16 protein-coding genes are annotated in these 22,204 nt (G+C 41.7%); 7 read left to right on the top strand and 9 right to left on the bottom strand.

Translation table 11 applies throughout. The annotated features are described in order from the left end of the window. Positions 1-2: 2 nt before the first annotated feature. The 3 genes from adhE to AC6UD8_RS04740 form a co-directional block, all read right to left on the bottom strand. The gene (gene adhE, locus AC6UD8_RS04730) at positions 3-2,621 is read right to left on the bottom strand and encodes a bifunctional acetaldehyde-CoA/alcohol dehydrogenase (RefSeq protein ID WP_500694096.1); all 2,619 of its coding nucleotides are present in this window, start codon (positions 2,619-2,621) and stop codon (positions 3-5) included. Between the two features lie 227 nt (positions 2,622-2,848). Next, on the bottom strand, positions 2,849-5,200 hold the full coding sequence (locus AC6UD8_RS04735; RefSeq protein ID WP_500699581.1) for an HAD-IC family P-type ATPase: 2,352 nt from the start codon (positions 5,198-5,200) through the stop codon (positions 2,849-2,851). Positions 5,201-5,360: 160 nt separating this feature from the next. Next, positions 5,361-5,783 carry an Hsp20/alpha crystallin family protein gene (locus AC6UD8_RS04740; protein ID WP_500694098.1) on the bottom strand — a complete coding sequence of 141 codons (423 nt, stop codon included), beginning with the start codon at positions 5,781-5,783 and terminating at the stop codon, positions 5,361-5,363. Between the two features lie 335 nt (positions 5,784-6,118). On the opposite strand from AC6UD8_RS04740, the gene AC6UD8_RS04745 reads away from it, so the two are divergent. The 4 genes from AC6UD8_RS04745 to AC6UD8_RS04760 all read left to right on the top strand — a co-directional run bounded on the left by AC6UD8_RS04745 (position 6,119) and on the right by AC6UD8_RS04760 (position 12,666). Further along, positions 6,119-7,498, top strand: a complete 1,380-nt coding sequence (locus AC6UD8_RS04745) for a hemolysin family protein (RefSeq protein WP_500694099.1) — start codon at positions 6,119-6,121, stop codon at positions 7,496-7,498. 62 nt (positions 7,499-7,560) lie between these two features. Beyond that, positions 7,561-10,596 carry a YfhO family protein gene (locus AC6UD8_RS04750; protein WP_500699580.1) on the top strand — a complete coding sequence of 1,012 codons (3,036 nt, stop codon included), beginning with the start codon at positions 7,561-7,563 and terminating at the stop codon, positions 10,594-10,596. A 129-nt stretch (positions 10,597-10,725) separates the two neighbouring features. Next, complete coding sequence (nrdI, locus tag AC6UD8_RS04755) at positions 10,726-11,211, top strand: class Ib ribonucleoside-diphosphate reductase assembly flavoprotein NrdI (protein WP_500699661.1); 486 nt, start codon at positions 10,726-10,728, stop codon at positions 11,209-11,211. A gap of 108 nt (positions 11,212-11,319) precedes the next feature. Then, positions 11,320-12,666: an FAD-dependent oxidoreductase gene (locus AC6UD8_RS04760; protein ID WP_500699579.1), complete on the top strand. Its 1,347-nt coding sequence runs from the start codon at positions 11,320-11,322 to the stop codon at positions 12,664-12,666. A gap of 73 nt (positions 12,667-12,739) precedes the next feature. On the opposite strand, the gene AC6UD8_RS04765 is transcribed toward AC6UD8_RS04760, so the two are convergent. Next, positions 12,740-13,918, bottom strand: a complete 1,179-nt coding sequence (locus AC6UD8_RS04765) for an aminotransferase class I/II-fold pyridoxal phosphate-dependent enzyme (RefSeq protein ID WP_500699578.1) — start codon at positions 13,916-13,918, stop codon at positions 12,740-12,742. Positions 13,919-14,283: 365 nt separating this feature from the next. Next, entirely contained in the window at positions 14,284-14,700 is a 417-nt protein-coding gene (locus tag AC6UD8_RS04770) for a hypothetical protein (RefSeq protein WP_500694103.1), read from the bottom strand. Between the two features lie 194 nt (positions 14,701-14,894). Here AC6UD8_RS04770 and AC6UD8_RS04775 point away from each other — a divergent pair, with 194 nt between their 5' ends. Next, complete coding sequence (locus AC6UD8_RS04775) at positions 14,895-15,656, top strand: hypothetical protein (protein ID WP_500699577.1); 762 nt, start codon at positions 14,895-14,897, stop codon at positions 15,654-15,656. 45 nt (positions 15,657-15,701) lie between these two features. On the opposite strand, the gene AC6UD8_RS04780 is transcribed toward AC6UD8_RS04775, so the two are convergent. The 3 genes from AC6UD8_RS04780 to AC6UD8_RS04790 all read right to left on the bottom strand — a co-directional run bounded on the left by AC6UD8_RS04780 (position 15,702) and on the right by AC6UD8_RS04790 (position 19,423). Beyond that, a complete protein-coding gene (locus AC6UD8_RS04780) occupies positions 15,702-17,975 on the bottom strand; it encodes an ATP-binding cassette domain-containing protein (protein WP_500699576.1) in 2,274 nt (757 codons plus the stop codon). An 11-nt stretch (positions 17,976-17,986) separates the two neighbouring features. Continuing rightward, on the bottom strand, positions 17,987-19,180 hold the full coding sequence (locus tag AC6UD8_RS04785) for an MDR family MFS transporter (protein ID WP_500699575.1): 1,194 nt from the start codon (positions 19,178-19,180) through the stop codon (positions 17,987-17,989). Between the two features lie 120 nt (positions 19,181-19,300). After that, on the bottom strand, positions 19,301-19,423 hold the full coding sequence (locus AC6UD8_RS04790; protein WP_500694107.1) for a hypothetical protein: 123 nt from the start codon (positions 19,421-19,423) through the stop codon (positions 19,301-19,303). Positions 19,424-19,702: 279 nt separating this feature from the next. On the opposite strand from AC6UD8_RS04790, the gene AC6UD8_RS04795 reads away from it, so the two are divergent. Next, positions 19,703-20,539: a DegV family protein gene (locus AC6UD8_RS04795; protein WP_500699574.1), complete on the top strand. Its 837-nt coding sequence runs from the start codon at positions 19,703-19,705 to the stop codon at positions 20,537-20,539. A gap of 180 nt (positions 20,540-20,719) precedes the next feature. Then, positions 20,720-21,223, top strand: coding sequence for a TetR/AcrR family transcriptional regulator (locus tag AC6UD8_RS04800; RefSeq protein ID WP_500699573.1), 504 nt, complete (start codon positions 20,720-20,722; stop codon positions 21,221-21,223). Between the two features lie 68 nt (positions 21,224-21,291). Here the strand turns inward: AC6UD8_RS04800 and AC6UD8_RS04805 are convergent, their stop codons facing one another. Then, entirely contained in the window at positions 21,292-22,128 is an 837-nt protein-coding gene (locus AC6UD8_RS04805) for an aldo/keto reductase (protein ID WP_500699572.1), read from the bottom strand. Positions 22,129-22,204 lie beyond the last annotated feature (76 nt).

Consider the following 22,204-nt stretch of genomic DNA (forward strand, 5'->3'; position numbering starts at 1 on the left):
AACTAAACTTCTTTGTCAGTTTGAGTCTCAACCCCAACACCTTCGTATTCGTCAAGAATCATCTTCTTGAGATCTGCGATCAGTGGTTCTTTCGGGTTAGCAGTTGTACATTGATCAGCATATGCCAGTTCGGCAAGATGATCGGCAGCTGCTTCTAACTCTTGTTTGCTTACACCTTGTGACTTCAGATCAAGTTCAACTCCAACCGAGTGAGCTAATTCGATGAAGCGGTGAACCAAGGCTTCCTTTAATTCTTCATTGGAGTTTCCAGGAAGACCAAGGTAGCGAGCGATGTTAGCGTAATCGTCGTCGGCTCTAAATGATTCGTACTTAGGCCATGTGGCAATCTTCTTTGGTTTCTTGAAGTTATATCTGATAACGTGTGGCAAAGTAATGGCGATGGCAAGCCCATGGGTGATCCCGAATTGTCCACCAATCTTATGGGCAATTGAGTGGGTAATTCCAAGGAAAGCGTTCGCAAATGCCATTCCGGCGATCGTTGAGGCGGTATGCATCTTGTCTCGAGCTTCCATGTTACCGTTGTACGAGTCAGTCAAGTTATCAAAAATCATCTTGATGGCCTGAAGTGACATCGGACGAGTGTAATCTGAAGCCATGGTTGAGACGTATGACTCAATCGCGTGAGTTAAGGCATCAAGTCCTGAGGCAGCAATGGTGCCCTTTGGTACCGTCTTAACAAACTGTGGATCAACAATGGCAACGTCAGGTGTCAAAGCGTAGTCAGCTAATGGATATTTAACGTGAAGCTTTGAATCAGTAATAACTGAGAATGGCGTTACTTCTGAACCAGTTCCAGAAGTACTTGGAATGGCAACCATTTGTGATTTTTCTGGTTTGTTGTATCTGTAAGCACGTTTTCTGATATCCAAGAACTTCTGTTTTGCACCGAAGAAGTCAGTCTCAGGGTTTTCGTAAATCAACCACATCATCTTAGCGGCATCAAGTGGTGATCCTCCACCAAGGGCGATGATGGTATCTGGCTTAAAGGCGTTCATTTGGGTAACCCCAGCGTTAACCATGTCAGTTGTTGGTTCACCATGAATGTCATCGAAGATGTAGTACTGAACGTCATCTTCTCTTCGGTTCAATTCATCTAAGACTTTGTCAACGTAGTGATATTTAACCATAGAAGGACTAGTAACAATAAAGGCCTTTTTAATACCAGGCATGTCGTGGAGGTAGCGAACTGAGTTCTTTTCGAAGTAGATTCGAGGTAGTTTAATCCATTGCATATTATTTCTTCTCTTTGCGATAGTTTTAATGTTCAACAAGTCATAATCAGTAACGTTATGGGAGATTGAGTTTTTACCCCATGATCCAGTTCCAAGCGTAAGTGATGGGGTCATGTTGTTGTACAAGTTACCAACTCCAGCAAGACCAGATGGTGAGTTAACGATCACTCTCGAAGCCTTAACGGCCACCCCAAAGTCAACGGCCAATTGATCATCTGAGGTTTGAATTGCTGCGGTATGGCCTAATCCACCGTAGTTTAGAAGTTCAGCACAAATTCTGAAAGCATCCTTGTGGTCTTTTGACTTGTAGACCGAAAGAACTGGTGATAATTTTTCCCCTGACATTGGGTACTTAGGACCAATTCCGGTCATCTCAACGGCAAGCACTTGAGTGTCTTCTGGGATCTTGATCTTAGCCATGTCAGCAATTTGTTGCGCAGTGGCACCAGCAATTGGACCCTTAACACTAAGACGCTTGCTGTCAAACATGGCGTCAGTTAATTTTTGTTTTTCTTTTTCTGGAACAAAGTAAACCCGGTTTAATTCGAGTTGTTCTTTTACATCCTTGTAAATGTCAGCATCGATTACGGCACTGTTTTCAGTGGCACAGATCATTCCGTTATCAAAGGTCTTTGATAAAACGATATCGTTAACGGCACGTGGGATGTTAGCGGTTTTTTCAACGTAAACGGGACCATTACCAGGACCAACTCCTAAAGCTGGTTTCCCAGCGGAGTATGCGGCCTTAACCAATCCAGGACCACCAGTTGCAAGGGTAATGTCAACGCCAGGGTTCTGAATCAAAGCGTTCGTAGCTTCTCGACTAGGCTTTTCAATCCATTGAATGGCGTCCTTAGGTGCACCAGCTTTAACCGCAGCATCACGCACGATTCGAGCAGCTTCAATTGACGATTGAAGGGCTTGTGGGTGCAAACTAAAGATGATAGCGTTTCTAGTCTTCATTGAAATAATTGCCTTGAATAAAGTAGTTGAGGTTGGGTTAGTAACTGGAGTGATTCCAGCAATAACACCGAGTGGTTCAGCAACTTTAATCAGGTCATTTTCAGAATCTTCTGAGATGATCCCAACGGTTTTATCATTACGAATATCATGCCAAATTTCTTCGGTGGCAAACAAGTTCTTAATGGCCTTGTCTTCTTCAACACCACGTCCGGTTTCTTCATAAGCCATTTTAGCTAATTTTTGGTGGGCGTTAACCCCAGCAAGTACCATGGCGTGGGTAATCTTATCAACCTTATCCTGGTCGAAATTACTCATCTCATCTACGGCAATGCGTGCTTTTTGAACTTTGGCATCAATATTCTTATCGATCTCTTCAACATTGGGTTGTTGCTTTGCATCTGTCATACTTCCAGCCTCCAATATTTTCTTGTTATTTTCTTCACAACTAATATCATATCATCATCTTTTTCAAAAAGCAATGGTTCATTGTTATTTTTATCACTTATTATTCTGACGGTTATTAAACTCTTAAAAAATAATTAATTAATTTGACGAATACTATTGTTAAATAATGCACTAACTGTTAATTAAAAAGACAAATAACGCCCTCATGACGCTATCTGTCTAAATCCTTATTTGTTAAAAAGTTTATGTCTAACTAATCTGACACACTTTTGCACCCCAACAAATGTGAAATCAGTTGTAAGAGCTAATAATAATCCAATTCCTCCGACTGACCACGTAAAGATCGTGACCAACGAGAAAATTTTACCAAGAAAGATGAACACCGCCAAAAAGAGTGTGATACTCAAAACGACGATGGTTAGTTTGTAGCGGTTAAATGGTCGACAAACCATTGTCAAAGCCAACCAACAGATGACCCCAGTAATCAAAACACTCAGTGATGAAGTAATTGAGGTGAATAGTCCAAAAATATCGCCAATCACACCAATCACTAAAATGTAGAAAACGACACTTAGTGCGGCTGGAAGTGAAATTTCATAAATGTTAGAAGCAAAGCGGTCCTTTAAAGCTCGATAATTTGGTTCAAGCGCCAAGAGAAACGATGGGATTCCGACCATTAAGTCATTAATCGGCGTGAGTTGAATTGGTTGAAACGGATAGTTTCTGGCAAAAAACAGAAAGAGCACGCTGAGCATGACCGAGAACATGGTCTTAATCAGGTACAGGCAGGCGATGCTATCAATGTTGTTGATCACCCTCCGACCTTCGTTTAACACTTTAATGAGGGCGTCGAAGTTGGAATCAATAATCACAAAATCGGCAATACTCTTGACACTCTCAGATCCTGATGCCATTGCGATTCCACAGTCTGACTGCTTTAAGGCCAGTAAGTCGTTGACCCCATCACCAGTCATGGCAACCGTCCGACCGTTTTCTTGTAGCGCCTTAATTAGCCGTTGTTTCTGGTCGGGTTTGACCCGTCCAAACACCACGTACTGCTTGACCAAATCACGGTAGTCGGCGTCGTCTTCAATCGTCGTCATGTCAACGTAATCGTAGGCATTGTGAATGCCAACTCGTTTGGCAATGCTTGAAACGGTGACCGGATCATCGCCAGAAATGACCTTTAAGTCGACCCCCTGGTTATAGAAGAACTGCAGGGTTTCAGAAGCGTTTGGTCGAATGACATCCGTAATCAAGATTAAGGCAATCAGTTCACTACCAGCGATACTATCCTCGTTTAATTGGTCCACTTTTGCGAGCGCAATGACCCGAAAACCCTGTTCGGCGTAATGCTTAACTTCTTGTTGTTGCTTGTCAGTTAGATCCAAAATGAACTGAGGTGCTCCGAAGACGTATTTTCCCTTGTCATCTAACTCGGCCCCACTCCACTTTCTCGCTGAAGAGAACGGCACGATCATACTAGCGGCGTCTGGGTGTTGCTTGAACTCATTTTTAAGCGCTGAAGCGGTCTCATTGTTGTCATCAATTTCATGGACCAAAGAGCCCATGATTTCAGCAATTTGTTGATCAGTGTAATTAGGGGCTTCTTTCACCATCTGTTTAAATTTCAATTTGCCACTGGTAATCGTCCCGGTTTTATCCAGACAGATCGTGTTCACCCGTGCCAGAGTTTCAATGGAAGAAAGGTCTCTGACTAAGACCCGTTTTTTGGCCAGGTGATAGGCAGAAATTGCGAGGGTCACTGACGTCAAAAGAACCAATCCTTCAGGAATCATCCCAATCATGGCCGCCACGGTTCCCAGAATGGCATTATTAACGCTCACCCCGTGCATCAAACGGGAAACAAAAAGTGCTACTCCAAGCGGAATGATAATAAACGTCAGAATTTTGATGATTTTTTTAATCAGTGAGATTAAGACACTGTTCTTACTCTTGTCGGTCTTAGCCTGGTTTGTAATCGTGTTAACAAAGGTCTCATCGCCAACTTTAGTTGCAAGCATGAAGGCTTTTCCACTAACCAGAAAACTACCAGACGTCAGTTCATCGCCGGTGGTTTTCTCAATTGGATTGGATTCACCGGTGATTTGAGACTCATCAACCTCAATCCCCTTGGTTTGTTTTACGACTCCGTCAACCGGTACCTGGTCCCCACGATCCAGTTCAACGATGTCTCCTAAAACAATCTGGTCCGGTTGAATAAGTTCAATTTTTCTGTTCCGTCTAACTTTGATCTTGCTCTGAGACAACAACGCCATTTTGTCAACCTGGCGCTTAGAACGAATCTCCTGAAAGATTCCGATGGTAGTGTTCGCTATGGCAATCACCAAGAACAACATGTTGATATAGCTACCGGTATAAAATACTAGCGCACCAAGAACTACGTTGATTACGTTAAACAGCGTAAAGATGTTTTCCACCAAGATCTGTTTCACAGACTTCGTTAGTGGTTTAGGCGCCGTATTCTTATAACCGTCTGCCACCTGTTGTTTAACTTCCGTACTCGTTAGTCCCTCACTTGGATTCACGTTATTAATATCGATCTGGTCACTTGCCACAGTTACACCTCCTTATGTAATTAATTCATTTCTAATTAATATTGTATAAGAAGGAATTAAATTTTGCACCACTAATGAAAGAAAAGCGCAAAGCTTTAAAAATAGTTAAAAAAAGAGATGGTCCAACCGGATCATCTCTTAACACTTATTCTAAATTAAATTAGTCGATTTCAACGTGATGGTTTTGGGTTTCATCATCTTGTGATTTTGGTAAAGTAATGGTTAAAACACCGCCATCGTAATCAGCTGAAATCTTGGTCTCATCAACATCAGGGATGTAAAACGAACGGTTAACGTCACTTGATGAACGTTCTCTACTTAAGATCCGACCATTGTCACCCTTATTTTCCTTGTCAATGTCATGAACAGCATGAATTGATAGGGTATCGTTATCATAACTAATGTCAATATCATTTTTTCTAAAGCCAGGTAATTCTGCCTTTACGACGTAGTCATCGCCTTGGTCTAAAACATCAGTTTTCATTCTGTTGCTTCCAGCAACTGAGTTTAATAAACTCTTGCCAAAGTCGCCAAAAAAGTCATCCATTGGATCATAACTAGCTTTTCTTAAATCGTTTGCCATAACTAAAACCCCTTTTTATTATTTTATTTGCTAATCTCTTAGCACCCTCTATACTAGGATGGATCGTCCCTTTCACACAAGAAATTAGCTCATAATTGGGGTAAAAAGTGCTACTTACAAAATAACTTTCGTATTAACCGTTAATTTTTCCTCGAAACCGTAAAATCAAACATTTTTCGTAACATAATAAGGAATTTATTTTAATAAATTGCTTCCATTCAAGCGGCTTTATGATAAAATCAATTAATTATGCCACTCATCTTAAATACTTAAAAAAATGGATAAGTACGTTATAATATATTTATTGTTTAAAATTTTGAAATGAGGAATGAAATTTGAATACCGGTCAGATAATACTTGATCTAATAATTATTTTAATAACGTTCTTCTTTGCTGCATTCTTTGTCGCGTGTGAGTTCTCACTGGTCCAATCAAGGCCAAGCGCCCTCCAAGAAAAACTGGATGATGAAGATATCAGTGACAAAAAGAAGAAAAAAGTTAATCGTGAAATGAAAATGGTAACCAACCTTAACGAGTATCTTTCGACAACCCAAGTAGGTGTTTCACTTGCGGGAATCATTCTTGGTTGGATTGGTGAATCATTCGTGATTGAAATCCTGGTTTCCATCATGGAATTAAAGGATTTCAGTGTTAATCCCGCTACCGCTCACAGTGTTGGTGCGATTGTTGGGGTGCTGTTACTTACCTATTTAGAAGTGGTCTTTACCGAAATTGTGCCTAAAAATATTAGTATTGACATGCCACTGAAGGTTTTGAGCGTGATTGCTGGTCCGCTTCACTTCTTTCACATTTTATTCTATCCATTTGTGTGGTTACTAAATGTGTCAGCAACTGGCGTGGTTAAGTTACTGGGAATCCCCGTGGCAAACGAAAACGATGAGGCCTTCTCGCAATCAGAGATTTTGAGTCTTTCAAAGGATGCCGTTAAAAATGGTGACCTGGAGCGAAACGACTACTTGTACATGCAGCGTTCGTTTGAGTTAAACGACAAAGTGGCCAGGGACATCATGATTGACCGGACCCAGCTAGTAACAATTGACATCAACGATACGGTCCAAGATGCTATTAACGTCTACATTCAAAAGAAATTCAGTCGAATTCCCGTTGTCAAAGACAACGATAAGGATAATATCCTGGGGTACGTTTACAGTTACGATTTGGTCAGACAATCGCAGGTCGATTCCAACGTCAAGGTCGGAAAGTTAATCCGAAAGATTAGTACCACCCCCGAAACCACCCCCATTACGATGGTACTTCAACAAATGATTAAGATGCATCAACCAATTGTTGTCGTAATCGATGAATACGGTGGAACGTCTGGTTTAATTACCGATAAGGATATCTACGAAGAGTTGTTTGGAACCGTTCGAGACGAAATCGATCCGCAGGTTAACGAATACATCTTTAAACAGCCCAATGGCACCTTCCAGGTGAACGGAAAATTAAACACGTACGACTTTGAAAAGTACTTTGACGTTGAGATGCCTGCTTTTGACGACTCTGACATCGTTACGATTGCTGGTTTCATCATCGAACAAAATCCTCACATTAAAGTGGGTGACGTTGTTACAATTGATGGCTTTCAGTTTAAGGTTCTTGACTACAAGAACTCGTTCATTAACTGGCTAGAGGTCAATAAACTGGAACCAACTGATGATGAATCAGACGCAGATGACGACCAAAAAGACAAATAACTAATATCAATAAAGCCGAGGATCCTCCTCGGCTTTACTAATACATAGGGGTAATAGAAACAATGAAAACAGTTTTAAAAAAATGTCCGGATTGGCTTTTTTACAGTCTAATTTTTCTGATTATTATCATGGCCTACATCTGGACGTTTTACTTAACCGGTAACTCACTAATTTGGGGAATGGACGGAATTGCCCAACACTATCCCATTCTCGTAAACTTTAAACACATGCTAACTGAATTTCTTGCCCATCCCAGCCACGGCTTTACCAACTGGTCGTTTAACATTGGCCTCGGTGCTGATCAGTTAACCAGTTTTTCGTACTACGTAGTCGGTGATCTCTTCAACTACCTGATTGTTTTATTCCCAGACCACTTACTGGAACTCGGGTACGGCCTTCTGGTAATCCTGCGACTGTACGTTGCCGGATTGGCCTTTTTATTATTCATCAAACAATTTCATTTTAAAAAATACAGTATCGTACTCGGAACTTTAACTTACACGTTTGCTGGTTACACTCTTTATTCGGGGATGCACCATCCCTTTTTTATTCTACCGATGATTTTCTTCCCACTGATTTGCTACGGCGTCGAACGCATCATTTATAACCATTCCTTCATTCCACTGATGCTGGCTGTTTCCTTAACTTTTTTAAGTAACTTCTACTTTGCCTACATCATTGGGCTTGGCAGTATTATCTACGTCATCATTAGGTATTTCAGCATTCGTAAAAATCCTGATTTTCATTTTGTGAGTTCACTGGTCAAAATGGTTGCAGCCATTCTAGCGGGAATTTTGATTAGTGCCGTCATTTTCGTTCCAACCCTCTTATTTGCCCTGAGTTCCACGAGGACCACATCGACCTTTGCGAACGGCTATCTTTTCTATCCTCTCTACTATTACCTTTCCATTCCAAGTAAAATTCTCGGAAATGGCTACCTGGCCATTAGCTTCTGGCTCATTGTTGGGATTAGTGGACTCGGATTTTTGGGCATTGTTTACACGATGACTCACTTCAAGAAATACCTTTACCTAAACATCGGCCTGTTGGTGGTTTTCATTGGTGCCTTGATTCCGGCTTTTGGAGCCGTCTTTAACGCCATATCGACCCCATCAAACCGGTGGATGTGCTTAGGCTTACTTCCAATTGGGATGGCTGCCACAATTCTTTCAGATCATCTCACCACGTTAACTAAGCGTGACGTAGAAGTCATGATTGTCGCAATCATCGCTCTCATTGTGTTTATTTGGGCTTCTCGTGGATTCATCATGAAGTTAAGTGCGCATGACTACGGCGAAATCGTCCTCCTGCTGATTTTAATGGGAGTCATCCTATGTAGTCAGCTCTTCCATTTAAAGCCAGTGACAACCATTGGAAGTGTGACCGCGGTTTTAATCGTTAACCTTATCTCACTTGGCATTGGCTACTACAGTCCCAACGTTGCCGGCTTTTCAAAGGGCATGCTTAATAAACACGTTGCCACTAACTTCATCAATAATTTCTACGACGGAGCCGATCAGTACGTTGAACCACGGTTAGGTGGATATCGGACCTCACTTGGTAATCGATACCACTATGCTGGTCGAAACGACGTCAACTTATCAAACTACTCTAACATCAATACCAACATCCCGATGTTATTTTCGACCCGTGATATTTCATCATATCTGACGGTGGAAAATGGGGCCGTTGGTCAACTTGAAAACTCCGTTCAAAATAACCAACGGACCTTTAACGCTCCGGTCGCTCAAAATGACTACCGCACCACCCTCGATAACCTAATGGGGGTCAAGTACCTCTTTATTCGCACGGGTCAACAAAACAAATCACAACCCTTTGGCTTTAAGATGGTCAAAGGTAAGGACAAAAAGCCGCTCCTATTTGCGTCTGATAATCCGCTCGTGAATCAAAAAGACCCCGACGGAACCTACGTTTTAAAAAACAAAAACGCGCTCCCAATTGCTTACACCCAGGATCAAACAATCTCAAACCAGCAGTACCAAAAACTGTCACCAACCGAGCGTGAACAAGCAATGATCAGTGGGGTCCACGTTGATTCGCCAATTAAGGGCATCAAATCAGCTAAGCTAAAACAGAATCAGAAACAACTTAGTTATGAGGTGAAACCGGACTACGAAAAGACCCTCGATAACTACGATAAATTAACGGCCTTCACTAACAATTCTAAGAGCGTCGAGTACAACGAACCAACCATTAACCACACGTCTCAAAAAGAAGCTTTAAAGATCCTTTCTGAAAACGTCCAACTGGAAAATGACACCAAGAAACAAAATCAAGATGGTCTCCACGTGGTAACTAAGGATGCCCTTGGCAAATCAGTCCCGTATTTTCTTAAGATTAAGCAACCTAACCGCACCAAAAATGCCGAAATTTACTTACAATTAGAAGGCATTAAGAGTCATGACTACTCATCGGCTTCAAAGGAAAGCATGACCAAAAGACAGCACGCTATCAAAAATCAACCGTACACGAAGATGATGAAACTAAACGAGAAACGAAAGAACCTTCACACTCCGTTTGTCGGTCAGTACTCCCTTAATGCTGCAACGAAAGGAATGAAGAACGGTTACTCACAGTATGGACGCGACAATCTCTCAAACTACACGCAAAAGAAAAACGCTTTGATTAACCTAGGGTATTCCACCAAACGCCGCAATCAAATTAAATTGACGTTTGATGGTGTCCACCAGATTAATTTTAAACACGCCAAGATTATTGCCGTTCCGTTTGGCAATTCGTATGAACAACGGATTCAAAAACTTCAACGTAACCGTCTCCAAAACCTTCAGGTTAAAAAGAACGAAGTCAAAGGAATCAGTAATAACAAGAAGAAGTCCGTCTTAACCACTTCCATTCCCTATTCAACGGGATGGAAACTCTTCGTCGACGGCAAACAGGTGCCCACTAGTCGGGTCAACACTGGCTTTGTCGGAGCACCCATTCAAGCTGGTAAACACCAGATTGAACTGAAATACCAAACTCCGGGACTGCTATTAGGATCAATTGCGAGTGCCTTCGGAATTTTAATCCTCGCTATCAGTGGAATCGTCATCTGGATCGTAAAGAAACGAAATTAAATTAAAAACGTACGGATAACTAATTCCGTGCGTTTTTTGGCTGCTTTGACTTCTAAGATTCTGTGCATTTAAACTTGTTAGAGGTTACACTAATAGTGACTATTTTTCATATTTAAGGAGGTAGTAATCATCAAACCGATTCGCATTTTATACATCTCAATTGCCGGTAACACCCGCAACTTCGTGCAAAATTTAGAGGACTACGCGGAAGCCCAGCACCAAAAAGATGCTGGTAACCCACTAATTGAACCAACCGAAATCTCAGATCAAAGTGACTTTGCTGACGAAACATCACCGTACTTTGTTTTCGTGCCGACCTATCTTGACGGTGGCAACGGAATTGATAACGGGGTCAAAGAACTCATGACCAACACCATGGGCGAATACGTTGCTTACGACCATAACGCTAACTACTGCATGGGAATCGTCGGCAGTGGTAATCGCAATTTTAACGTCCAATTTTGTCTCACAGCCAGAAGATATGCGGAACGTTTTAGCGTCCCTGAAATTGCAGAATACGAATTAAGGGGCACCGATCGTGATGTCGTTCGCATTTATCAAACCATGTGTGAAAGAGCCAGAGAATATAGTAATGAAGTCGCTTTCAAAAAATAACAAATAAGAACCATTTTATGAGTGTATTGATTAGCATTTCACAATTTTATCTGGTAGGATAACCTATAATTCATGAATATTGTTTCACACTAGGAGGTAAGTTGCATCATGAAAATTATTGTTGTTGGTTGTACCCATGCGGGAACTTTTGCGGTTAAACAAATCTTAAAAGAGCATCCCGATTATGACTTAACTGTCTATGAAAAAAATGACAATATCTCATTTCTATCATGTGGAATCGCCCTTTATTTAGGTGGCGAAGTTAAGGATCCAAAAGGCCTGTTCTATTCTGATCCAAAGGAATTAAAGGGACTTGGCGCCGACGTGCAAATGAAGCACGAAGTCACTAACATCGACTCAAATAACAAGGAAATCACCGTTAAGGATTTAGAATCCGGTGAAAGTAAGACCGAACATTACGACAAGCTCGTAATGACCAGTGGTTCCCTTCCGGTTGTCCCTCCAATCGAGGGCGTTCATAGCGATCACGTCAAGCTTTGTAAGAACTGGACCGACGCTCAGGTACTTTTCGATGACGCCAAGGACGCTAAACGGATCGCTGTCATTGGAGCTGGATACATCGGGGCCGAACTAGCCGAAGCCTATTCCAAGACTGGCCATGAGGTCACTTTGATTGATGGAGTTGACCGGGTTTTAAGTAAATACTATGACCCTAAGTTTACTGACATCGTTGAAAAAGACTACAAGGACCATGGGGTTAAATTCGAAGGAAACCAAATGGTGCAAAAGTTCATTGATAACGGTGATACAGTCTCAATTAAGACCAGCAGTGACGAATTTACTGCTGACCTAGCTATTTTGTGCATTGGTTTCAAACCCAACACGAGTCTACTCAAGGGTCAAGTTGACATGCTTGAAAACGGTGCAATCATCACCGATGATTACATGCATGCTTCTAACAAGGACATCTTCGCCGCTGGTGACAGTGCCGCCGTTCACTACAATCCAACCCACAAAAACGCCTACATTCCGCTGGCAACCAATGCGGTTCGTCAAGGAATCTTGGTTGGAAAAAACATCGAAAACGACACCGAAAAATACATGGGGACGCAATCCTCCTCCGGTTTGAAGTTGTACGACCGAAACCTTGCCTCAACCGGATTAACCATGAGTGCCGCTAAGGCTCAGGGCATTAACGCTCATCAAGTAATTGTTGAAGACAACTACCGTCCTGAATTCATGCCTACCACGACTCCTGTGCTAATGTCACTGGTTTACAGTCCTGACACCCGTAAAATCTTGGGTGGCGCATTGACCAGTCTTTATGACATTTCACAATCCGCTAACGTTCTTTCGGTTGCCATTCAAAACGAAAACACCATCGACGACCTAGCCATGGTTGATATGCTGTTTCAACCAAACTTTGACCGTCCGTTTAACTACCTCAACATCTTGGGTCAAGCGGCTCAAGAAAAAGAGGCCAAAAACAAGTAATTGTACGTAAACTAAAATGCACCGCAAAAGAGCCCTTAACTATCGTAAGTAGTTAAGGGCTTTGGTGTCACAACTATTTTCCCATTTCTTTTTCGACATACTGACTAATCCGGTCCATGGCTTCTTTTAAATTTTCCATTGAAGTAGCATAACTAATGCGGACATAACCCTCCCCGCCTGGGCCAAACGCACTTCCGGGAATGACGGCTACCTTAGCTTTACGGGCTAAGTCATAACTAAAGTCCATACTATTTTGAATTAAGCCAGCCGGTATTTTAGCGAAAATGTAAAAAGCTCCATCAGGATTGGCCATCTTAAAGCCCATCGCATTCAATTTCTCGTAAACAAAATCACGTCGCTTTCGGTACTCCTTTTTCATGGCATCAGTATCATTCATTCCATTTCCAAGGGCTTCGGCGGCCGCAGCTTGTGCGTTTGTGGTGGTTGAAGTGATCGTAAATTGATCGATTTTTTCAAGTTGGCTGGTGATGTCTTTAGGCGCCGCCATGATTCCAATTCTCCAACCGGTCATCGCGTGTGACTTTGAAACTCCATTCAATAAAATGGTTTGTTTGGGAAGATATTTAGCGATTGAGGTATGTTTACCGTCATAAGTCAGTTCGCTGTAAATTTCGTCAGAAATCACAAAAATATCGTGCTTTTTAATCACATCGGCCAGTTTTTGGAGTTCGTCAGGATGATAAGTTTTGCCAGTGGGATTAGTGGGAAAATTCAAGACAATCGCCTTGGTTTTGGGATGATCCTTTAAATTTTGTTCTAACTGTTCTGGAGTGAGAACAAAGTCAGTTTTAGAGGTGTCCATAAAAACCGGGGTGGCTCTCCTCAGTTTAATAATCGGAAAGTAGAGTGGAAAAATCGGCGTTGGTATCAAAACCTCATCCCCAGGATTTAAAACCGATGTTAACGCCGTATAAATTCCGCCCGTCGCACCAGCGGTCATAATGATCTCCGTCTCCGGGTCGTAGTTTAAATCGTATTTACTTTGTAAAAAGTGCGCAGCTGCATCCCGCAGTTGTTTGGTTCCCTTGGTAGGAGCGTAGTGACTCTCATTTTGTTGAATACTTTTAATTGCCGCGTTCTTAACGTGTTCAGGGGTGTTAAAGTCTGGTTCACCTAACGTTAACGGAATAATATCAGGAATCTGACTCACCTCATCATTAAATTTTAAAATCGACGATGGTGATAACTGCAACATTTCGTGGTTCATTTTACTTATTAAATCAGCTGACATAATAGTGCTCCTTTCGATAGACAAAAAAATCCCAGTTAACATTCGATGCTAACTGGGATTAAAAACACATTCGTTATTAGAAATATCCAACGATAATCTGTAATTAGCCTAGTTAGTATCCTTACGGTATCTAACCAGGCACTCAAAACAACCTTACTTAGATACGCACTCGTACCAAGTAAAGTAAGCATAAAGATTGTTTTGATGATTAATATGATTATTCATGGAATATTCCTCCTCTTCTTTAATTGCCACTAATTAAACAACTCAAATTACTTTCTGTCAATCATTTTTAAAATATTTATTTCAAGAACGCCATAAAAAAAGAGCTAACACCAAGGTGTCAACTCTCTTTACACTTAATCTTATTGTTCGTTAAATTGTAAGTCCAAGCTAATGTGCTTACCATCTTTACTATCAATAACACGTGAATCAACAAAGACACTGTTCTTCTTAGTCTTAGTGATGTTGTCAGTTGGGTCAACGTCAACTAAAGTTTGAAAAGCGGCATCAGTTAATTTTGATAGTGGAACGTAAGGGATGAATGGAACACCCAAGTATGAGTGTAATGTTTCATCGTATTGGTCACGCAAAACGTTCATTTGGTCCAAAACGTCTTGAAGGTCTTTCCCAAAATCAGTTACATCCAAGAAGTAAACGTTTCGAACTTCATCAGTTTGTTCCCAAGGTTGGTCGGTCAAGATTGCTGATACTAAATCAGCCATTTTGTCTTCGTAATCTTTAATGTCATCGAGTTTTTCAATAATCTTTTTTTCGCTCATGTCATTCTTCCTCTCAATATTCAGTCTGATAGTTAATGACTATCACTTACAGTAATCATGATATCACATTTGAGGCGACTAATCGACACCTGATCACCCATTAAGGTGCGGGAAATTGGGTTGGATTCTTTTTGTGAGATTGAGAAATAATGGTAAGATAATGCATATAAACTGATTAAAGGAGCACTCAATCAATGAACAATGAAACAGTTGGTAGTCGAATGGACCGCAATGTCGGAAACGTAGTTATTAACGTTGTTGATAAAAACGGTCAAAATTTGACTAACCCATTAAAATATTCGCAAACTCCCGGGGAAGCATTTTCAATCGAAGTCCCTGACCTAAAGGGATACGTCGTTCAGGGACTTAGTGGTGATCAGAATGCCGTCAGTTACCTCACTAACGTCACCTTTAAACGAAACGTTGATTATCCGGCAAACATGGGTCGGGTTGTGGCCGTCAATCCGAACGAGAATATCAACGGAACTTTTGCAAGAGGAACGCTCACTTACAACTTGGTGTACGCACCAAGTGCGCAGGTGGTTTCCCCTGGTGTTGATAGAACAGCACCCAATCAAACGCAGTACCAAAGTGCTCTAAAAAAGAAGAAACACCACTGGTTCCGCTGGATCGTAATTATTTTCCCGATTATCATTTTGTTGGGAATCTTTGGCTTATACCGTTCAGGAAAGAGTGCCCAGCAACAGGTTAAACAAAATCAGCCCGTGGTGGTTAAAAATTATAACAATAAACCCCAGAACAACGCTGATAATGGTGGCAACAATGGCAGTAATGCAGCTAACCAAAAAACTCAAGATGTCATTGAAAAAGCCAAACAAGAAATCGAACAAAATGCTAGTGAACGGGATAATAATGCTCTTCAACAAATTATCATGACCATCCAAGATGGTATCAATATGATAAAAGCCAACATTGAGTCTTTCATCGGATTCTAATTCAAAAAGAGATCATCACTGATATCAGTGATGATCTCTTTTTGTTTATCTTTCTTTATAAGGCAACATGTACTTTTTAAGGGCTTTTCCGGTAAATGATTGGGGAACTTTTTCCGATCCCTCGGGAATTCCACTGTACAGGACGTTTCCACCATACGTTCCGGCTCCAGGTCCCATGTCAATCAACCAGTCAGCCTGACTGATTACATCAAGGTTATGTTCGACGATAATTAAACTGTCACCCTCAGCAACCATTCGTTTAAATAACTTCAGCAATCGTTGCGTGTCATTCATGTGCAGACCGGCCGTGGGTTCATCAAGAAAGTAAATCTTGCCCTTCTCTTCTAGCATCTGGGCTAATCGTAGTCGTTGCAGTTCACCACCAGATAGCGTGGTCAAAGCCTGATTTAACGCTAAATAATCCAATCCGACTTCGCTCATCTGTTTCAACGGATTCGCGATTTCAGGAACATCCCTGAAGAACTCAGCCGCGTGAGCAACGGACATTGACAAAACGTCGGCGATGTCTTGGTCGTGATACTTGTATCCCAAGGCTTCCTGACTGTAGCGTTTTCCGTGACACAACTCACAGGTCTGAACGACCGGATCCATAAAGGCCATGTTGGTAATTGTGACCCCTTTTCCCTTACAACGCGGACAAGCACCCTTGCCGTTGTAACTAAAGAGTTGGGTCGAAACGTTGTTGGCCTTCGCAAAAAGTCTTCGAATTGGGTTTAAAATGTTGAGATAGGTCACGGGAGTAGAACGAATACTGATGCCGGCTTGTTTTTGCGTCAGATCAACGTAATTGCCGTTTAAATGGTCCTTCATGGCCTCCGCTAGTGAACTCTTACCAGATCCAGCCACTCCTGACAAAACGGTCATAATCCCAGTTGGTACCTTGACACTCACATCATCAATGTTATGCATGTGAACATGCTCCAAATCTACAAATCCGTTAGGTTGAAGTGGTTTGGCGAAGTGATGAGGTGCCCTTAACCATTTTCCGGTCAAAGTATCAGAATCCAACACTTCTGGATAACTTCCAGTAAAGGTAATCTTTCCACCGTCGGCACCAGATTTTGGTCCCACTTCGACCACGTGATCGGCAATCGACATAATCTCTGGGTTGTGGTCAACGATAAAGATGGTATTACCCTTCTTCTTTAGGTTAATCATGGCTTTTTTTATCAAAGCGATGTCGTGAGGATGGAGCCCTACACTGGGTTCATCAAAAACGTACAGAATATCCGACAGTGAATTGGTCAGGTGTTTAGCAATCTTAATGCGTTGCACTTCACCACCTGATAAGGTGCTGGTGGTCCGATCGAGGGTCAAGTACCCTAATCCAATGTCGATTAAGGGTTTAATCTTAGACTCTAAACCCCGGATGATTTCATCTCCAAGGTTATCTTTAATGGACTCCAAAAAGTCCAAGAACTGAACCAGGTCCATCTTAGAAACGTCGTTAATGTTAAAATCATTAATCTTAACACTCAAAGATCTGGGGTTAAGTCGAGCTCCCTTACATACCGGGCAAACTTCACGGGTCACAATCTCACTAATGGCTTCTTTGTGGTGCTTACCCTCACGACTGTTGATGATTGAACGTTTGATTCTAGGAACCACACCCTCGTACTGGCTTGTTTTGTAGTAGGCAGGCGCATTGTACAGTTTTTGCTGCGGCGCGTGCATCAACAAGTCGTACTCTTCGGGAGTATAATCTTTAATTGGTTTGTCATTATCAAATAAACCACTGTAACCGTATCCCCGCCAACGCCAGGTTCCGGGTCCAAAACTAACGAAGGTAATCGCTCCGTCATTAAGTGACTTTTCTGGATCAATTAACTTTGACTCATCAACTTCATCGACATAACCTAATCCCTGACAGTACGGACACATCCCCTGCGGCAGGTTAAACGAAAAGACCTCCGAGTATCCCACAAACGGCTTTCCAACCCGTGAGAACAGGAGCCGTAATAACGAGTAGATTCCCGTATAGGTGGCAAGCGTCGACCGGGCGTTGCCGGTTAGTTGTTTCTGTTCAATTGCAATGGCAACTGGCAAATTTTTGATGTCACCAACGTGCGGCTGCCCGTACTTTGGGAGATACTGTTGTGAAAAACTAGGAAACGTTTCGTTTAGTTCACGACGTGACATGGCCGCAATCGTGTCGAATACTAACGACGATTTCCCCGATCCGGACTCACCGACAAAAACGGTGATTTCGTGTTTAGGGAGTTTGACGTTAACGTGCTTTAAATTATTTTGGTGTGCGTCAGACACATCAATTGAATCTTTATAATAAGTGTCGACCATGGTTTACCTCACTAATCTTGACGTGTTTTACTTAACTTTCTTGATTCGCTCATCACACAGAACAATGCGAATAAAATCAGTCCGCCGGATACGATAAATAAAGCGGGATAGTTGAAAAATTCAACCATTAATCCACCAAAGAGTGGTCCCACTGCCCTTCCAAGTGACATAAAAATATTAAATAGTCCCTGAAACTTCCCCTTTTGTCTGGGGTCCGCTAACGTATCGATCCACGCCGGAATTCCCGGCAATCCGTTCATCTCACCAAAGGTCAAAATAACCATGATAATTACGAAAACGGCGTACTGTCTAGCAAATATTAACATAAAGAAGCTTAGCGCGAAAATGATTACCCCAAAGGCAATCTGACGACTCATCTTAAACCGAGCCCCGATTTTATTAATAATCGGTTGAATGAAAACAATCAATAACCCATTAATCGTCCACAAGAAACTGTAATTTTCAAATGAGATCCCTAGTTGAGTCATGTGGACCGACATGACACTTTCCCAGAGCGTATAACTCATATAAATACAAAAAACCATGATGCAGATTAGCCAAATCAGTTTTAAACCGCGACTCTTTTTCTCAGAAACATCGTCGTCATCTTGTGAACGCTTAACGGCCGTCGGTGCTGGTCGATGTAATTTAATGTTAAATTCAAAAATCGTCATCAACAACAACACAATGTAAAAACCCGTTGCCACGATGAAAACAATCGAAATCCCGTACTTCATCAAGAAACCAACCAACGCGGTTCCGACAACGACCCCCAGATTAAGCCCCACGTACAACGAATTAAAAACGTATCGCGTACTTTTAGAGGTGATCATCGATGCGTACGAATTTAAGAGCGTCATGCTGGAGCCGTTACCCAGTCCGTACAGCAGTAACATAATGCCAAAGATGGGCCAGCCGTGAAAGAAGATCAAAGTCACAATCGAAGTCATCGTAATTAGGACACTGATGATGGCGGTCTTATATGGTGACCAGCGATCGAAAAGATAACCACCCAGATAGTTCCCAATAATCATGAACATTGACATGGCAAACAGCACGATGCCGGCCGTTGTCAGAGATTCATGAAGGTAATTATGCATGTAGACCGTGGTTAGCGGCCACATAAAGGATGACCCGGTATTTAATAGTAACGAATAGATTAAAACGGTACTCAACCTTAATTCTTTTTTTCTTCCTTTTACCATTTGCTTGCCTCACTTCATTATTCATTTTAATTTTTTCTTTAATTTCAATGCTTACACGATCGACCATAATAAAAGGGGAAACTCAACCGTAGTTGAAATCCCCCTAATAATCAGCAATGCTTACTTTTTTGTCGCATGCTTCTTTTCGTTATCACGCTTTTTGGCAACCAATCCGGCTACCATCGAACCCGCTACCAGCACCGAAACAACACTGGTTAACAGGATTTTCATTTTATTTTTCATGATGAAACTCCCTGCTTTTCTCCCTAATATAGTTATATCTTGTTTGCAACAAAAAAGCTACTTCTTTCTCTAATTTATAATTTTTATAATGTGATTGCCAACCGGTTACACCATTCACACTATGTAACCGCACTTTCAAAGATGAAGTTACCTGTCCCACGCTTAACCAAACTTTCTACTAAAATTAAATCCAATTTTAACTGGGAAAAAACCGATCCTTCTACTATAATTAAGGTCCATAAGGCAAATTAACGAAACGTTAATTGGAGGGAGAAACACATGATTCATATTGTTACTGATTCAACTGCTCAATTAACCCCAGATGAAATTCAAAAAAATAATCTCACGGTCGTACCACTTCAGGTTACCATTGATGGTAAAACTTATGAAGATGGTGTTGACATTACCAGAAAAGAATTCTCCGATCATCTTGCAAACGACAAAGAATTTCCGAAGACCAGTCAACCTTCTCTGGGTCAATTCATTCAAGCCTACGAAAAAATTCAAAAAGAAGATCCAGACGCTTCAATCATCTCCATTCATTTAACCAAGGTTTTAAGTGGAACGGTTGAGACGGCTAGGACCGCTGCCAAACAAGTGGGCGGAGACATCTCAGTCCTAGACAGTGATTCAACTGATAGTGGTCTTACTTTTGCCGTCATACGCGCTAAAAAATTGGCCGATCAAGGCAAGTCTGTTAACGAAATTATGGACAATTTAAAGGCTTTTGTACCAAACATTATGACCTACGTTTTCATCAACAGTTTTGATTACATGGTCAAGGGTGGGCGTGCTAGCCGGGCGGTTGGCTTTATTTCCTCACTAATTCAACTAAAGCCCGTAATTCAACTGACTGAGGGAACTTTAAAACTGAAGTACAAGTGCCGTGGCATCAAGAAAATGACCAAGATTGCCAACCAAGTAACTGATGAAATCATCAATAATAAGGATATTTCCGAAGTTGGTCTTTCATACGTTGACGACGGAACGGCCCCAAAGAAAATTGCCGCTAAGATCAAGGAAGCTAGACCTGACATCAACGTGACTTGCCGTCTGACAAGTCCCATCGTTATGACCCACGTTGGCCCTGGTGGATTTGGCTACATCTTCGCATAACTTAATCCTAACAATTAAGATCGGACATTTATGTTCGGTCTTTTATTATGAAAGGGGGAAATCATGGAATCATCGCTTGTTTATTCGGACTTTTAATGAGCCAATTATGATAAATTAGCGGTTAACACCGTGTCAACATGTGGGTATAATTAAATTATTACATAGAAGGAAGGATTTTTTATGCCATCGTCAACTTTTGTAAATCTCCCCCAGGCAAAAAAGGATCGCATCAACAGTGCCCTTTTAAATGAATTTTCCACTCATCCCTTCGCTGACGCCCAAGTTGCCAGGATCATCAAGGATGCCAAAATCTCACGTGGAGCCTACTACAAATACTTCATTACTTTAAAGGGTGGCTATGATTACACGCGCAGACTGGTTTTATCAACCATTCATCGACCTTTCACAAATAAAAAGCTTGATGAACTGAAACCAAGCGACTACGTTGATGCCGCCCGTTCCTTTCTAGAAGATAGTGCTGAAAGTGAATACTTTGAATTTATTCAGATGGACATCCTGCATAATCAGAAAAACATTGATGATTCGGCAATCATTAAGCTGCCAGCCAAACGGTGGGCCATTACCGTTCTGTGCCACCAGACGATTAAAGAAGCAATGGAATCTCCCAGTGATTCCGAAAAATTACTTCATCGGCTTCAAAAAGTTCTTGAAATTATTTATTAATTAATCCGTACAAAAAGGAGACCCAGAAGTGGGTCTCCTTTATTAATTGATTTCAAGCATTAATTAATCTAAAATTCTTCGTAAGTGGCTGGATCTTGATTATGAGTTCGACCATCTGGTTTGGTTAACGAATCAATCGTTTCCATATCTTCAGGAGTAATCTCAAAGTCAAAGACGTTCAGGTTACCACTCTGTCTACCAGGATGAGCTGACTTAGGAATTGGCAGGGTTCCTAACTGAATCTCCCAGCGTAAAATCAATTGACCAACGTTTTTATGGTACTTAGTGGCCATGTCAACCAGAACTGGGTTCTTTAACATCTCACTGGCACGACCAAGTGGGCTCCAGTCCTCGGTTAAAATCCCGTGTTCCTCATCATAGTGACGCATATCAGCCTGATTAAAGTAGGGATGAAGTTCAATCTGGTTGATTGACGGCATGACGCCCGTCTCATCAACTAGCTTGTCCAAGTAGTCAGGTAGGAAGTTACAGACTCCAATCGTCCGAATCAAACCATACTGTTGGGCATCGATCAGTGCTTGCCATGCTTCAACATAGTTCCCCTCTTTGGGATTAGGCCAGTGCAACAAGTAGATGTCAAAGTAGTCTAGACCAGCCCGATAAAGTGACTCTTGAATGGCATTAATGGCACTCTTTCGGTCGTAGTAACGGCCTGGCAACTTTGAAGTTACCAACAAATCAGAACGGCGGACGTTCGAGTTTTCAATTCCACGACCAACGGCCCCTTCGTTTTCATAATTATAGGCAGTGTCGATTAACCGATAACCCTTATGAATGGCAGAAGTGATCGCCATTGCACCTGCAAAACCCTTTAAAAGATAGGTTCCAAAACCAATCTTTGGAACCTGCATTCCGTTATTTAACGTGTAATACTCATATTCCATGATGAGAACTCCTCTCAATGTGTTTCTACGATCAGGATAAGCGGAATGAATATTCGTTTCAAGCAAGTCGATTTGT

The sequence above is a fragment of the Fructilactobacillus sp. X1R3C1 genome, from assembly GCF_059901545.1.

Bases quoted from the DNA above. Each gene is read 5' to 3' on its own strand.
- adhE (WP_500694096.1), bottom strand. From the start codon at position 2,621: ATGACAGATGCAAAGCAACAACCCAATGTTGAAGAGATCGATAAGAAT.
- AC6UD8_RS04740 (WP_500694098.1), bottom strand. From the start codon at position 5,783: ATGGCAAACGATTTAAGAAAAGCTAGTTATGATCCAATGGATGACTTT.
- AC6UD8_RS04750 (WP_500699580.1), top strand. From the start codon at position 7,561: ATGAAAACAGTTTTAAAAAAATGTCCGGATTGGCTTTTTTACAGTCTA.
- AC6UD8_RS04760 (WP_500699579.1), top strand. From the start codon at position 11,320: ATGAAAATTATTGTTGTTGGTTGTACCCATGCGGGAACTTTTGCGGTT.
- AC6UD8_RS04765 (WP_500699578.1), bottom strand. From the start codon at position 13,918: ATGTCAGCTGATTTAATAAGTAAAATGAACCACGAAATGTTGCAGTTA.
- AC6UD8_RS04770 (WP_500694103.1), bottom strand. From the start codon at position 14,700: ATGAGCGAAAAAAAGATTATTGAAAAACTCGATGACATTAAAGATTAC.
- AC6UD8_RS04775 (WP_500699577.1), top strand. From the start codon at position 14,895: ATGAACAATGAAACAGTTGGTAGTCGAATGGACCGCAATGTCGGAAAC.
- AC6UD8_RS04780 (WP_500699576.1), bottom strand. From the start codon at position 17,975: ATGGTCGACACTTATTATAAAGATTCAATTGATGTGTCTGACGCACAC.
- AC6UD8_RS04785 (WP_500699575.1), bottom strand. From the start codon at position 19,180: ATGGTAAAAGGAAGAAAAAAAGAATTAAGGTTGAGTACCGTTTTAATC.
- AC6UD8_RS04790 (WP_500694107.1), bottom strand. From the start codon at position 19,423: ATGAAAAATAAAATGAAAATCCTGTTAACCAGTGTTGTTTCGGTGCTG.
- AC6UD8_RS04795 (WP_500699574.1), top strand. From the start codon at position 19,703: ATGATTCATATTGTTACTGATTCAACTGCTCAATTAACCCCAGATGAA.
- AC6UD8_RS04800 (WP_500699573.1), top strand. From the start codon at position 20,720: ATGCCATCGTCAACTTTTGTAAATCTCCCCCAGGCAAAAAAGGATCGC.
- AC6UD8_RS04805 (WP_500699572.1), bottom strand. From the start codon at position 22,128: ATGGAATATGAGTATTACACGTTAAATAACGGAATGCAGGTTCCAAAG.